13 protein-coding genes are annotated in these 13,550 nt (G+C 49.1%); all 13 read left to right on the forward strand.

The annotated features are described in order from the left end of the window. Nucleotides 1-159 precede the first annotated feature (159 nt). The 13 genes from T497_RS0102225 (at nucleotide 160) to T497_RS0102285 (ending at nucleotide 13,538) form a co-directional block, all read left to right on the forward strand. Nucleotides 160-561, forward strand: coding sequence for a hypothetical protein (locus T497_RS0102225; RefSeq protein WP_028514217.1), 402 nt, complete (start codon nucleotides 160-162; stop codon nucleotides 559-561). A gap of 21 nt (nucleotides 562-582) precedes the next feature. Then, entirely contained in the window at nucleotides 583-960 is a 378-nt protein-coding gene (locus T497_RS15550) for a hypothetical protein (protein WP_051530463.1), read from the forward strand. 110 nt (nucleotides 961-1,070) lie between these two features. Further along, the gene (gene cysS, locus T497_RS0102235) at nucleotides 1,071-2,492 is read left to right on the forward strand and encodes a cysteine--tRNA ligase (RefSeq protein WP_028514218.1); all 1,422 of its coding nucleotides are present in this window, start codon (nucleotides 1,071-1,073) and stop codon (nucleotides 2,490-2,492) included. Nucleotides 2,493-2,663: 171 nt separating this feature from the next. After that, nucleotides 2,664-3,449, forward strand: a complete 786-nt coding sequence (locus tag T497_RS0102240; protein WP_028514219.1) for an MBL fold metallo-hydrolase — start codon at nucleotides 2,664-2,666, stop codon at nucleotides 3,447-3,449. After that, nucleotides 3,446-3,922, forward strand: a complete 477-nt coding sequence (rlmH, locus tag T497_RS0102245; RefSeq protein WP_028514220.1) for a 23S rRNA (pseudouridine(1915)-N(3))-methyltransferase RlmH — start codon at nucleotides 3,446-3,448, stop codon at nucleotides 3,920-3,922. The genes T497_RS0102240 and rlmH overlap by 4 nt, the downstream gene beginning before the upstream one ends. A gap of 174 nt (nucleotides 3,923-4,096) precedes the next feature. Continuing rightward, a complete protein-coding gene (locus tag T497_RS0102250) occupies nucleotides 4,097-4,873 on the forward strand; it encodes an ABC transporter permease (protein WP_028514221.1) in 777 nt (258 codons plus the stop codon). Then, nucleotides 4,873-6,099: an ABC transporter ATP-binding protein gene (locus T497_RS0102255; RefSeq protein WP_080693268.1), complete on the forward strand. Its 1,227-nt coding sequence runs from the start codon at nucleotides 4,873-4,875 to the stop codon at nucleotides 6,097-6,099. Before T497_RS0102250 ends, T497_RS0102255 begins: the two co-directional genes overlap by 1 nt. Before the next feature lie 3 nt (nucleotides 6,100-6,102). Then, nucleotides 6,103-7,119 carry a class I SAM-dependent methyltransferase gene (locus T497_RS0102260; protein WP_028514223.1) on the forward strand — a complete coding sequence of 339 codons (1,017 nt, stop codon included), beginning with the start codon at nucleotides 6,103-6,105 and terminating at the stop codon, nucleotides 7,117-7,119. Nucleotides 7,120-7,122: 3 nt separating this feature from the next. Beyond that, nucleotides 7,123-7,578: a hypothetical protein gene (locus tag T497_RS0102265; protein ID WP_028514224.1), complete on the forward strand. Its 456-nt coding sequence runs from the start codon at nucleotides 7,123-7,125 to the stop codon at nucleotides 7,576-7,578. Then, nucleotides 7,578-8,651: a glycosyltransferase gene (locus T497_RS0102270; RefSeq protein WP_028514225.1), complete on the forward strand. Its 1,074-nt coding sequence runs from the start codon at nucleotides 7,578-7,580 to the stop codon at nucleotides 8,649-8,651. The genes T497_RS0102265 and T497_RS0102270 overlap by 1 nt, the downstream gene beginning before the upstream one ends. A 22-nt stretch (nucleotides 8,652-8,673) precedes the next feature. After that, complete coding sequence (locus T497_RS0102275; RefSeq protein WP_028514226.1) at nucleotides 8,674-9,879, forward strand: glycosyltransferase family 4 protein; 1,206 nt, start codon at nucleotides 8,674-8,676, stop codon at nucleotides 9,877-9,879. Continuing rightward, the gene (locus tag T497_RS0102280; RefSeq protein WP_028514227.1) at nucleotides 9,876-11,060 is read left to right on the forward strand and encodes a glycosyltransferase family 4 protein; all 1,185 of its coding nucleotides are present in this window, start codon (nucleotides 9,876-9,878) and stop codon (nucleotides 11,058-11,060) included. Before T497_RS0102275 ends, T497_RS0102280 begins: the two co-directional genes overlap by 4 nt. A gap of 9 nt (nucleotides 11,061-11,069) precedes the next feature. Next, nucleotides 11,070-13,538 carry a hypothetical protein gene (locus T497_RS0102285; RefSeq protein ID WP_028514228.1) on the forward strand — a complete coding sequence of 823 codons (2,469 nt, stop codon included), beginning with the start codon at nucleotides 11,070-11,072 and terminating at the stop codon, nucleotides 13,536-13,538. Nucleotides 13,539-13,550 lie beyond the last annotated feature (12 nt).

The raw sequence follows: 13,550 nt of genomic DNA on the forward strand, positions 1-13,550 counted from the left end.
AGTGCGGCTGTCAGCTTCGGCAGGGAAGCGCATAGGCGTGTGTATCTGTCGGCGTTTCGTCCGCGTTAAGGATAAGACGAGTTCAAGACGGAGTGGAAACGAGCATTTGCGCCTCCGAGGTATACCCTCGGGGGCTTTTGTTATTTTAAGGAGGTTTGCGTGGGATTTATCAACAGGTGGATACCTCTTGAAGAAAAGGTTTTTGATGTACCGGGGTTCGGATCCGTCGATCCGGGGCAGCTTACTATTAATGACGAAAAAAATGTATTCATGTTTTATTATTGGACAAACATAGACCATCCTGCTGAACAATATTTTGCTTTTTACTGGAAAGATGTATGTTTTAATGTCATTATGGAGTATAGCTTTATAGATGATCATACGATCAAATGGGAATTGAGCAGTGTAAAACAGCTCGATTATGATAATGAAGTTATTGATATGGAAGAAGTAAAAAAAGATCTAAGAGATGCATTTATGGTATATGGCATAGATGGATTTGAATACAAAGCTCCGAATGCCGTTCCACAACCTGAAATAAAGGTTGTATGTGATTTTTGATATATTAAATGGAGGACAGATATGAATATAATAAAGTATCCCTCGGACGAGGCGGTAAACGAAGCCGTAAAAAACGACAGCCGATTCCTTGCGGCAGTAAGCCTTGACGGAAGCAAAGCCTATGTAGGTGCGGCTGATGACGCAGGTGACCACATAGCGCTTCTTGAAGCCTTTGACGAGTTCAGTCCCGCAGGCTTTTTCAGGCTGAGCTTCGACAGCCTGACCGCAGAGTGGACGTTCTCATGTCCGCGCAATTACAAGGGCATAGCCGCAGACAGCGAGCGCATGGACGCGTACTATCGCGACGGACTGCGCGTACTGCCCGAGTTTCTGGTGATGTTCGGGTATTTCTCAAAGCTGAAGATAAAGAACCCACCGCCTGAAATATGGGCGTTCTGAACAGTCGTTAGCCTTGTAGGGGCGGATATTATCCGCCCGAAAATAAATGCTTAACTTGCGGACGCCCAAAGGGCGTCCCTACAAACATAAATGTTTTTGGAGGAATAAAAATGCAGTTATACAATTCATTATCCCATAAAAAGGAAGAATTCGTGCCCCACGCTGAGGGCAAGGTCAATATGTACACCTGCGGACCTACGGTGTACCACTACGCTCACATAGGCAACCTGAGAAGCTACATCATGGAGGATATCCTCGAAAAATATCTCCGCTTCACAGGATACGACGTTAACCGCGTTATGAACATCACTGACGTGGGACACCTCACCAGCGACGGCGACACAGGCGACGATAAGATGCTCAAGGGCGCTAAGCGTGAGCACAAGACTGTCATGGAGATAGCCAAGTTCTACACTGACGCTTTCTTCGGCGACTGCGACAAGCTCAACATAAAGAAGCCCGATGTTGTAGTGCCTGCTACTACTTATATCGACGAGTTTATCCGCGTTATCAGCGTGCTTATGGACAAGGGCTACGCTTACGAGGCTGGCGGAAACATCTACTTCGATACATCAAAGCTTGAAAAGTACTACGTTTTCAACGATTTCAACGAGGAAGACCTTGCAGTAGGCGTCCGTGAGGGCGTTGAGGCTGACGAGAACAAGAGAAACAAGGCTGACTTCGTGCTTTGGTTCACAAAGTCAAAGTTCGACGACCAGGAGCTCAAATGGGACAGCCCATGGGGTATCGGCTACCCCGGCTGGCACATCGAGTGCTCATGCATAAGCATGAAGAACAACGGCGAGTACCTCGATATACATTGCGGCGGTATCGACAACGCTTTCCCTCACCACACCAACGAGATAGCTCAGTCTGAGGCTTACCTCGGACATAAGTGGTGCAACTACTGGTTCCATGTGCTCCACCTCAATACCAACAGCGGCAAGATGAGCAAGAGCAAGGGCGAGTTCCTGACGGTATCACTTCTTGAGGAAAAAGGCTACAAGCCTGTGGTATACCGTTTCTTCTGCCTGCTCTCACACTACAGGAAGTCACTTGTGTTCTCATGGGAGAACCTTGACAATGCTGTAGTTGCCTACAATAAGCTCATTGAGAAGATAGCTCCTCTTACTAAGGAGAACGGCGGCGATATCGACAAGGCTGAGTATGACCGTCTTATGAAGGACTTCACAGACGCTCTTGACAACGATATCAACACCGCTATGGGTATCACAGTTATATACGACGTGCTGAAATCCAAGGCAAATGGGGCTACAAAGCTTGCTCTTATCGCTAAGTTCGACGAAGTTCTCGGACTTGACCTTATTGCAAATGCTAAGGAGCTTGCAGAAAACGCAGGTTCGGCTTCTGCTGATATCCCAAGTGAAGTTCTTGAACTGGTCGAACAGCGCAAGGCTGCACGTAAGGACAAGAATTTCGCATTGGCAGACGAGCTCCGCGACAAGATAGCAGCTCTGGGCTATGAGGTCAAGGAAACAAGACAGGGCACGGAGATAAACAAGCTTAATTAAGTTTAGAGTTGAAAGTGAAGAGTTGAGAGTTAATGTATTCGCTTCGCTCATATTATTTAAATAATATCGCCGAAGGCGATACCGCAGCTTTCAACTCTCAACTTTGGCGTGAATTATGATTTAGAACTTCTTTAATTAGAGATAATAATCAAGAAGAACGGAGAATATCCAATGGCAAGACTTTATCCCCTTTTCAGCTCCAGCAAGGGCAATTCCACATTTATCGGAACAGAAAAGGGCGGCATACTCATAGACTGCGGCGTAAGCTTCAAGCGGCTCAGCGAAGCCCTCGAAGTCAACCACATTTCTCTGAGCGCTGTACAGGGAGTTTTCATAACCCATGAGCACTCGGACCACGTTGCAGGACTTGCAATGCTGACCAAGAAAACGGGAATGCCTGTATACGGTCAGAAACGCACTTTGCAGCGGCTCTGCGACGGGAATAAGATAGCGCCTGTCTCTCATGTCATTGACATTACGGGCAAGACCATAAGCTGCGGCGGCAGCGAGGTGAGCTGCTTCAATACGCCTCACGACGCCATACAGAGCTGCGGCTACAGGATACATACCTCCGATGATAAGTACTGCGCCATTTGTACGGACTTGGGGCACGTTACTCCCGAGGTGGACGAGGCGCTGAATGGCTGCCGAATGGTGCTCATCGAAGCCAACTACGACGACTATATGCTGCGCACAGGTCCGTATCCTCTGTATCTGAAAGAGCGCATACTTTCGCCAAACGGTCATCTCTCCAACGACGACTGCGCCGTGCAGGTGGGAAAGCTCATAGAGCGAGGAACTACCCATTTCCTGTTGGGACATCTCAGTCAGGACAACAACCGTCCCAATATCGCGGACAGCACCGTGCAGCGGAGCCTTGAACGCTTCGCAAGGGGCAGGGACTACCTTTTGGGCGTAGCTCCCGTTGAAACTCAGGGAGGAGCTGTTATTTTCTGATGAATATAAATCTTATAGTCATAGGCAAGCTGAAAGAGGAATATCTTCGCAGCGCCTGTGCAGAATATATAAAGCGGCTGGGCAGGTACTGCAATTTTGAGCTCCACGAGCTGGACGAGTGCCGACTCAGCGACGAGCCCTCGGAAAAGGAGATAGCGACTGCGCTGAAAAAGGAAGCGGAGCAGATAAAGCGCTATGCAAAGGGCATGATAGTGCCTATGTGTATCGAGGGGAAACAGCTCACAAGTCCCGAGCTCTCGGAGAAGATAAGCTCCGCAGGAGTAAGCGGTCAGAGCACCGTGACCTTTATAATAGGAAGTTCATTCGGACTTGATCCCGAGATAAAGGCAATGGGAGCGCTGAAGCTCTCTATGTCGAAGATGACCTTTCCACACCAGCTGGCAAGGGTAATGCTTTTAGAGCAGATATACCGCGCATTCCAGATAGCAGAGGGCGGAAAATACCATAAATAGAAAGGACAGCTTTGGCTGTCCTTTTTTAGCCGTTGGTTTTGTAGGGGCGGTAATTTTAGGTGAATCCTGCGGACTTGACAGCCAAAAGGCGTTGTGATATAATTAAAAGATACTATGGAATTTTATGCGCTGTTGACGGTAAAGACCGTTTCTGCGCGTTTCAAGGAGCAATTAATGAGTACGATCAAAGAGCTGTATGCTTACAGACAGATGATATTCAGCCTTGTGAAAAAGGACCTCCGCGGACGCTACAAGGGCTCGGTGCTGGGCTTTTTGTGGACGTTCATCAATCCGCTTTTCCAGCTGATAGTCTACACGATAGTTTTCTCTAAGATACTTCGCAACGATATACCGAGGTATTACCTTTACCTCTTCGTTGCGCTGATACCGTGGATATTCTTCTCCTCCTCCATAACGGTGGGAGCAGCGTCCATTATATCACAGAAAGATCTCGTAAAGAAGATATACTTCCCGCGAATGGTAATCCCCATATCCTATGTGACCAGCTGCTTTGTGAATATGCTGCTGTGCTTCATAGTCATATTTGCGGTGATAATAGTAACGGGAGCAGGTGTGAACTTCCTTGCGCTGCTGACTCTGCCTGTGATAATGATAGTGGAGTATATATTCGCCCTCGGTATGGCGATGATAGCTTCGGCGGTAACGGTCTATTTCAGGGACTTGGAGCATATCCTCGGCATTGTTGCAATGGCGTGGATGTATCTTACCCCCGTAGTTTACTCCAAGAAGATAGTCCCTGACAGGTATCTGCCGCTGTTCAATCTCAACCCCATGACGCATATCATCGACTGCTACAGGACGGTGCTCTATGAAAAGCAGGTACCCGACCTGACAGCGCTTCTCTGGGCGGCAGGTCTGGGAGTATTCTTCCTTGTATTCGGCGCATTCGTATTCAACAAGCTTCAAAGGCATTTTGCGGAGGAACTCTGATGGCAGAAAATGATATCGCAATAGAGGTCAGAAACGTGACCAAGAGCTTCAAGGTGTACCTCGACAAGGGTGCTCAGCTGAAAGAGCGCCTGTTGTTCCGCAAGCGCAGCCGCTATGAGGAGCGCAAGGTGCTCCGCGGTATAAGCTTTGACGTAAAAAAAGGCGAAGCCATAGGACTTATCGGTCACAACGGCTGCGGCAAGAGCACCACGCTGAAGCTTCTTACAAGGATAATGTATCCCGACGAGGGAACTATAAAGCTGAAAGGCAGAGTTTCCAGCCTTATCGAGCTGGGAGCAGGCTTTCACCCCGATATGAGCGGCAGGGAGAACATCTACACCAATGCGGCTATATTCGGACTTACCAAAAAGGAAATAGACGCCCGTATCAAGGATATAGTGGACTTTTCGGAGCTTGCCGAGTTCATCGACAACCCCGTCCGCACCTATTCCTCGGGTATGTATATGCGACTGGCATTCTCGGTAGCTATAAATGTTGACGCAGACGTGCTCCTTATCGACGAGATACTCGCCGTGGGCGACGCCAATTTCCAGACCAAGTGCTTCAACAAGCTAAAGGAGATAAAGGCGCAGGGCACTACTATAGTAATAGTATCCCACGCCCTCGGACAGATAGAGCAGATATGCGACCGCGCTATATGGATACACGAGGGACTTATCAAGGCAGAGGGACCTCCCAAGGAGATAGACCTTGAATACCTTGATTATATGAGCAGAAAAATGCAGGAAAAGAACAAGTCCGAAAGCGATACGGAGGAGGTCTCCGAGGAGGAGACAGGAAAGCGCTGGGGCAGCGGAGAGGTGCGTATAAAAAAGGTGCGCTCCTTTGCGGCTGACGGCAGCGAGCAGAAGACCTTCCGCACAGGCGAGGACATAAGGCTCAGTATCGACTATACCGTGAAAAAGCCCGTAAAGGACGCGGTATTCGGCTTCGGAGTCTTTGACATGAACGGTATACAGTGCTACGGCACCAATACCCGTATAGACAAGCAGCCCGACATAACTATCAGCGAAAACGGTACGGCGGAGATACTGATGAAAAACGTTGAGCTCCTTGCAGGCGAGTACAATATCGACATCGCCATAGAGCAGGGCGAAGGCATACCAATTGACTATTTCCGTCAGGCATACAGGATACAGATGATATCGGCAATGGGCGATGTGGGAGTTTCCCGCATCGAACACACATGGAAGCTCAAGAGGTAAAAAATGAGTAATATATCGCAGTTTATAGACAGTATAAAAAATCAGAAGGGTATCAAGGGTGTGCTGAAAAGAAAGCTTTTCGGCTGGCTTTTTGCCGGCTTGGAGGCAGCAGACAGAGATATCGCCAATGTGCAGACAAGTGATGAATTGAGAAAGGACTTTGAGGCTGCCTGCGTCAATCTCAGGAACAACAATGCCCTCATAGAAAGGCTCATCAGCGAGGAGGAATTCCTCAAGAGCAAGCTTGGCTCTGTGGAAAAGAAGCTGAAAGCAGCTCCCGTGCAGACGAGCAATGAGGGAGCTGTACAGACCGTACAGCCTGCGGCTGAGAGCAGCGGCTCGGATTACGATGATATCGACTATTTCGACTTCGAGAACCACTTCCGCGGCTCTATCGAGAGCATCAAGAAATCTCAGGAGTTCTACCTCAAATACTACCGCGGCAAGAAAAAGGTAGTGGATATCGGCTGCGGCAGGGGAGAATTTCTCTCACTCATGCAGGATAACGGCATAGCTGTCGAGGGCGTGGATATCTATGAGCCCTATACCGAATACTGCAATTCCAAGGGACTGAAAGCCACCTGCGCCGACGGCTGCGACTTCCTCGAAAAGACCGAGGGCGTTGACGGCATATTCGTGGGACAGGTAGTTGAGCACCTTAAACCTCATCAGATAATACGCCTGTGCAATACTGCATATGAGCGCCTTGAAGTCGGCGGCTGTATCATCATGGAGACGCCGAACCCCACATCGCTGTCCATATATACAAATGCATTCTACATCGATCCCTCACATATAAAGCCTGTTCACCCTTTGACGCTGCAATATTACCTTGAAAAGGCAGGCTTCAGGGACATCGAGATAATATATACCGAAAGCAGCAGACCGCCCTTTGAGATACCTCCTCTGAAATTGGCAGACGGAGAAAATACGGCTGAATTCAATGAGGCGATGAAGCGCGTATCCGACATGATATTCGGAAGTCAGGATTACGCGGCAGTAGCCGTAAAGAAAGGATAAATCATGGAAAACGGAAGTATAAATATAGAAGAGATAATGGCTGAGATAAAGCAGAAGATAAAGGAGCAGGGACTTACTGTGGATATGCTCAGCTTTGAGGACGTTCCCTACAAGAAGAACGCTCAGAGCGGCTCTGCCTCAGAGGCTCTCGACTATATCAGCACACATTACTATATACAGCCCTATAAGGAGCTTCAGGGAAACGGCATAAAGGTGTTCTTCAAGAAAGTCCTCCGCAAGCTGATGAAGTTCTACGTAGAGCCCGTCGTATTTGAGCAGAATGACTTCAACGCAAATGCGGTCACAGTCATCAAGTCTCTCACAGAGAACAAGTCCGCTGATATGAGCAGCAAGGTGGAGGCTATGGAGCTCGCCCACAAGGAGCTCATGATACGTCTTGACAAGCTGGAGCGCGAAAATGCGGAGCTCCGCAGCAGGCTTAACGGAGAGAGCAAGTAATGAGAGTAGTTCAGATACTGCCTACCCTTTCATTCGGCGACGGCGTAGGAAATGACGCGATAGCACTTAAAGAGATAATCGGCAAAATGGGCTATTCCACTGACATCTACGCCGAGAATATAGACAAGAGACTTCCCGAGGGCACAGCTATAAAGGCTGACAAGCTCCGCGACCTGAAAAAGGACGACGTGCTCATATACCACAAGTCTACAGGTACGGACTTATCCTTTAAAATAGACAATTACAAGTGCCGCAGGGTAATGATATACCACAATATCACTCCTCCCGATTTCTTCCGCCCCTACAGCGCTTCGGCTACACAGCTCACGGAGTACGGCTACAAGGGCGTTGAGTACCTTCGCGACAAAATGGACTATGTTCTTGCGGTGTCGGAGTACAACAAGTCGGAGCTTATCAGAATGGGCTATACCTGCAAGATAGACATAAGCCCCTCGCTGACAAAGTTTGAGGACTATGAGCAGGCTCCCGACGATGCTACCATGAAGAAGTACCGCGACGGCAAGAAAAACATCATATTCGTGGGGAGAATAGCTCCCAACAAGAAGCAGGAAAACATTATACGCGCTTACTGCTGCTACAGGAAGCTCAACCCGAATTCGAGACTTATACTTGTAGGCTCGGCAAACGGCATGGAGAACTACAACGAGCGCCTTGTGAAGTATGTCAAGGCTCTCGGGCTCAGCGACGATGTTATCTTCACGGGACATATCAAGTTCAGCGAGATACTGGCGTATTACCACATTGCCGACGCTTTTCTCTGCATGAGCGAGCACGAGGGACTGTGCGTACCGCTGGTTGAATCCATGTTCTTCGGCGTGCCCATAATCGCATACAATACCAGCGCTATCGGCGAGACTCTCGGCGGCAGCGGTATACTTCTTGACGATAACGATCCCGTATTCACGGCGGCAGTCATGGACAGACTGCTCACCGACGACAAGCTCCGCGAGAGCGTCATCGAGGGACAGCGCAAGAGACTGGAATACTTTTCATACGAGAGACTCAGCAATATATTCGAGACAAAGCTGAAAGCCTTTATTGAAGGCAAATAAGCTGCCTGATAAGGATACTGAAATGAAAAAAATTGGATTTGTTATCCCGTGGTACGGAGAAAATATCCCGGGCGGAGCTGAAATGGAGCTCCGCGAGGTCACAGACCACCTCCATGCGGCGGGAGTTGACCTTGAGATACTGTCCACCTGCATAAAGGACGCAGGTTCGGACTGGAGCGAGAATTACAACAAAGAGGGCGCGGAAAAGACCTCAAAGGGCATCACCGTAAGGCGCTTCAAGGTAGAAAAGCGCGATACTGCGGCTTTTGACGCAGTGAACGCAAAGCTTATGAAGGGACACCGCATTACTCCTGCGGAGGAGGATATCTTTCTGTCGGAAATGGTGAACTGTCCTCAGCTTTATGCCTATATGCAGGAGCACAGCGAGGAGTACTCCCTCTTTGTGTTCATACCATATCTGCTGTGTACAGCCTACAACGGCGCTAAGCTCTTCCCGAAGAAGTCGGTATTCATACCCTGCTTCCACGACGAGGCTTACGCCTATATCAGCCGTTATAAGGAGCTCTTCCCTCAGACCGCAGGCATGATATTCAATGCCCGTCCCGAGGCGGAGCTTGCCGAGAGACTTTTCGGCTTCTCACAGAGCGGCACAAAGACCATAGTCATGGGCATTGGCATGGATACGGGGATAGTTCCCGACGGAGAGGCTTTCCGCAAGAAGTTCGGCATTGACAGCCCCTTTATCATATACGCTGGACGCAAGGACGAGGGCAAGAACGTCCACACCCTTGTGAAGTACTTCTCGGAGTACATCAAGCGCCGCGATACCGACTTAAAGCTTGTCCTCATCGGCGGCGGAAGCATAGAGCTCCCTGCTGATCTGGTGAAGCAGAAGCGCATAATAGACCTTGGCTTCGTGGACAAGCAGGACAAGTACAACGGACAGGGTGCGGCAGAGTTCCTCTGTCAGCCCTCACGCAACGAGAGCTTCTCCCTTGTCATCATGGAGAGCTGGCTCTGCGGACGTCCCGTGCTGGTGCACAGCGGCTGTCCCGTAACGCGGAATTTCGTATCCGAGTCCAACGGCGGCCTTTATTTCGGGGACTATTTCGAGTTTGAGGGCTGTACGGACTGGTATCTTGCCAACAGGGACAAGGCAAAGCAAATGGGAATAAACGGCGGAGAATACGTCCGCAGCAATTTCGCATGGGACGTTATAGTTGAAAAGTACAGGAAGTTTTTCAGAGAGGTCATCGGAGAAGAATGAAAAGGATAGCGCTTGTAAATCAGAGATACGGACTTGAAGTAAACGGCGGCTCGGAATACTATACCCGTCTTATCGCAGAGCGCCTTGCTTCTGAATTTGAGGTGGACGTCATAACCACAAAGGCTCTGGAATACACCACATGGGAGAATTACTACAAAGCCGACGAGGAGGACATAAACGGAGTACACGTTCTACGTTTTCCTGTTGAGAAGCTCCGCGCAAAGGATTTCAACGAATTCAACGGCAGGTACCTCAATTCTGGCGTTGCAAACTACAATACCGAGACAGAGGAAAAGTGGTTCGAGAAGCAGGGACCTTATGCCCCTGCGGCTATAAACTATATCCGCGAAAACAAGGATAAGTACGACATTTTCATCTTCGTGACCTATCTCTACTACCTCACCGTAAAGGGACTTCCCGAGGTGGCTGAAAAGTCCATACTCATACCCACAGCCCACGAGGAGCCCTTCATACATTTCAAGACCTATGAGAACTTTTTCAAGCTCCCTAAAGCCTTCGTTTTCCTCACAGACGAGGAAAAGGCGCTGGTACAGGGACTTTTTGACTGTAAGGACAAGCCCTGCCGCGTAATGGGCACGGGCGTTGAGGTGCCCTGCGAGCCCGATGAAGCAGGCTTCCGCAGCAAATACGGCATAGAGGGCGACTACATCATATACGTGGGACGTATCGACGAGGGCAAATGCTGTCCCGAGTTTTTCAGGTACTTTCAGGAGTACAAAAAGCGCCGTCCCGACAGCGGTCTCAAGCTTGTCCTAATGGGCAAGCCCGTCTGCGAGATACCCAAGGACAAGGACATCATGAGTCTGGGCTTTGTCAGCGAGGAGGATAAATTCAGCGGCATATTAGGCGCAAAGTGCCTTGTGCTGCCCTCTGCTTTCGAGAGCCTTTCCATATCCGTGCTTGAAGCTATGACGCTTTCCGTGCCAGTTATCGTAAACGGCGTGTGCGAGGTGCTGAAAGGTCACTGCGTAAAGAGCAACGGCGGACTTTACTATACAAACTATTTTGAATTTGAGGGCGTACTGGACTATGTTTTCTCTCACCCCGAGGAATACGGCATAATGCGCAGAAATGCAAAAGCCTACATCGACAGCAACTATCGCTGGGAAGTCATAATGCGCAATTTCAGTGAGATGATAAACCATATCTGTGAGGAGTGAATGTAATAAATGATATTTTCAGCGGTCTGCTTGGTGGGAATGGTATTTGCCATACTGAGCACTGTTATCTGGTTTAAGAAGAAAAACATCATAGAAGCTGTGACAATGGGCGTGATAATGTGGTTCTTTGCCCATATATTCGCAAGCATGGGACTCTTTGTCATTGACAGATACACTGTTTCCCGAGCAGGCGCAGGAGCTGCGCTGATATGCGGAGCTGTCCTCGGTCTGGTGCTGTTCCTTGACAAGGGAAAATTTTTCCGCAAAAGACATACCGTTGGTCATGAGTTCTCCGTAAAGGATATGCTCATACCAATAATTATAGCCGTTCTTGCGATACCCTTTGTGTCACAGAAGAATTACTTCTTCGGCATGGGACAGGACGAGGGCGTTTATCAGACGCAGGCGATACTCTTTATGAACGGCGATACCAAGCGCCAGAAAACTCTTGAAGAGTACTACGACCTTACCACCGAACAGGAAAGGGAAGCCTTTGCGTACAACGCCAAGCACCACCTTGCAGGCTTTGATATACAGCCCGAGGATTACCCCGATACCGTGTATGACAGGAGCAAGGGACCTGCTTCGGGTATAATCCACGGTATCCCCACATATTCCTCACTTCTTGCCACATGGGGCAAGCTTTTCGGAATGGAGCATATGCAGGATTTCGAGACCATACTTTATGTGTGCCTGATATTCCTGATGTACTTCATAAGCCGCAATATGAAGCTGAAGGAGACTACCGCCGCCTGCGTATGCGCAGCCTCGGCGCTTGCTCCCGTTGTGATATGGGTTGCAAAGTCGTCCCTTACGGAAATGCTCCTTGCGCTTATCCCTGCGGTGTTCCTGTACTTTATGACAGACGAGGATTATCCCGAACATAAATGGCTGTCGGTGATACCTGTAGCGGTATTCGGCTGCTATCACGTTTCGCTTTACACCATGATACCCATGTTCGTGATGATATACGGCGGAATGTACGTATTCACCCGTCAGCGCCAGTTCGCAGTGCTCCTGCCTGTTACCATAGCAGGATACTTCGCAAGCTACCTGATGATGAGACACGTACAGCCGATGTATACCATGAACAATTACAGTCCGCTGTTTGTGGGCGGAATAACAGTACACGACATAACTACAGTTGTAATTATCGGCTCTGCTGCGGCATTTGCTGCTTCTCTGATATTCATTGCTGTAGTAAAAAAGCGCACCAAGCAGAACTTCAATCCTGCAAGATTCACAAGAAAGGCTTCGGAATCAAAGCTTTTCCGCAATCTTCTGAGGGTAATGCTCATTATCCCCGCTGCATTTATAGCTGTTAAGGCGCTGCTCAGCTTCGACAGCTGGGAGTACCTCAATCACCTCACACTGTGGGGCTTTGCAGGCTGTACGGGACTCATACTTTTCCCTCTCGGTCTGATACTTGCCTTTGTGAACGTAAAGTTTTTTGCCGAGCGTCAGCAGAGACTTGTGCTGTTCATAATGTTCTTCTACTGCATACTTGTTTATTCGGCGTTCCTGCGCTATCAGATACAGCATTATTACTACTATTCACGTTATCTTGCACCTTTCATACCTGTTGCGGTGCTGTTCTGCGCGTCTGCGGCAGACCGCTTCGGCGGAAAGCTGCTTATCCCCGTAACTGCTGTGGGACTGCTTTATATAGCCCCCTTTGACGCATATCTTATGGGACACAAGGACGATTCGCGCATAGAGTGGAGCATACTTGAGGATATCGCTGATTTCGGCGGAGAAAACGATTGTATCGTGATATCTCCTAAGTACACCACGAAGCTCTGGCTGCCTGTGCGCTCTATGACAGGAGCAAAGGTAGTCCCCGAGGACGAGAACGACGCAGGTCAGATAGACAGACTTGCGGCAAGATACGGCAGAGTCCTTGTGCTCACCGAGAAAATGATGGACGACGAGGACTTCTCAATAATGTATTCAAACAGAATGCACAGCATAGAGGACGACCTCAACCACAGAGGCAGGATAGTTCCTTTCTCAAAGCATTTCATCACCTATGATGACGACATAAGGATATATTCCTACGACAAGTACAGATTCATGTACACTGCCGCAGGAGATTACGCGAAAATGAGCGGAGTATCAGGTCTTGAGACTTATTTCTGCTGGACAGACAGCGAAGAGGCTCAGATAGAGTGCGGACTTTACCCCGGCGATTATGATGTAACATTGGAGCTTGGCTGCGAAATGCCCCTTGAAGCAATGGGCGTGAACGAGGTAAAGGTAACGATGCTCCTTAACGGCAAGGAGATAGGCACGGATACGATAACTGCTGAAAACAACGGTCAGCCGCTCCATTTCAGCGCAGATGAGGAACAGGTCAGGGAAGGCGAGAACATACTGACCATATGCTGTCCGCTGTGGAAGGCGGCGCTTTCAAATCCTGTTGACACACGTGAACTGGGAGTACCTGTAAAGTCAGTCCGCTTTTCGTCGGCTGCATAAAGAAAGGATATG

This window comes from Ruminococcus flavefaciens MA2007, from assembly GCF_000621845.1.
Taxonomy (GTDB): Bacteria; Bacillota; Clostridia; order Oscillospirales; family Ruminococcaceae; genus Ruminococcus; species Ruminococcus flavefaciens_E.

Coding starts and splice junctions, on each gene's coding strand:
- T497_RS15550 (WP_051530463.1), top strand. CDS start 583: ATGAATATAATAAAGTATCCCTCGGACGAGGCGGTAAACGAAGCCGTA.
- cysS (WP_028514218.1), top strand. CDS start 1,071: ATGCAGTTATACAATTCATTATCCCATAAAAAGGAAGAATTCGTGCCC.
- T497_RS0102240 (WP_028514219.1), top strand. CDS start 2,664: ATGGCAAGACTTTATCCCCTTTTCAGCTCCAGCAAGGGCAATTCCACA.
- T497_RS0102250 (WP_028514221.1), top strand. CDS start 4,097: ATGAGTACGATCAAAGAGCTGTATGCTTACAGACAGATGATATTCAGC.
- T497_RS0102255 (WP_080693268.1), top strand. CDS start 4,873: ATGGCAGAAAATGATATCGCAATAGAGGTCAGAAACGTGACCAAGAGC.
- T497_RS0102260 (WP_028514223.1), top strand. CDS start 6,103: ATGAGTAATATATCGCAGTTTATAGACAGTATAAAAAATCAGAAGGGT.
- T497_RS0102265 (WP_028514224.1), top strand. CDS start 7,123: ATGGAAAACGGAAGTATAAATATAGAAGAGATAATGGCTGAGATAAAG.
- T497_RS0102270 (WP_028514225.1), top strand. CDS start 7,578: ATGAGAGTAGTTCAGATACTGCCTACCCTTTCATTCGGCGACGGCGTA.
- T497_RS0102275 (WP_028514226.1), top strand. CDS start 8,674: ATGAAAAAAATTGGATTTGTTATCCCGTGGTACGGAGAAAATATCCCG.
- T497_RS0102280 (WP_028514227.1), top strand. CDS start 9,876: ATGAAAAGGATAGCGCTTGTAAATCAGAGATACGGACTTGAAGTAAAC.
- T497_RS0102285 (WP_028514228.1), top strand. CDS start 11,070: ATGATATTTTCAGCGGTCTGCTTGGTGGGAATGGTATTTGCCATACTG.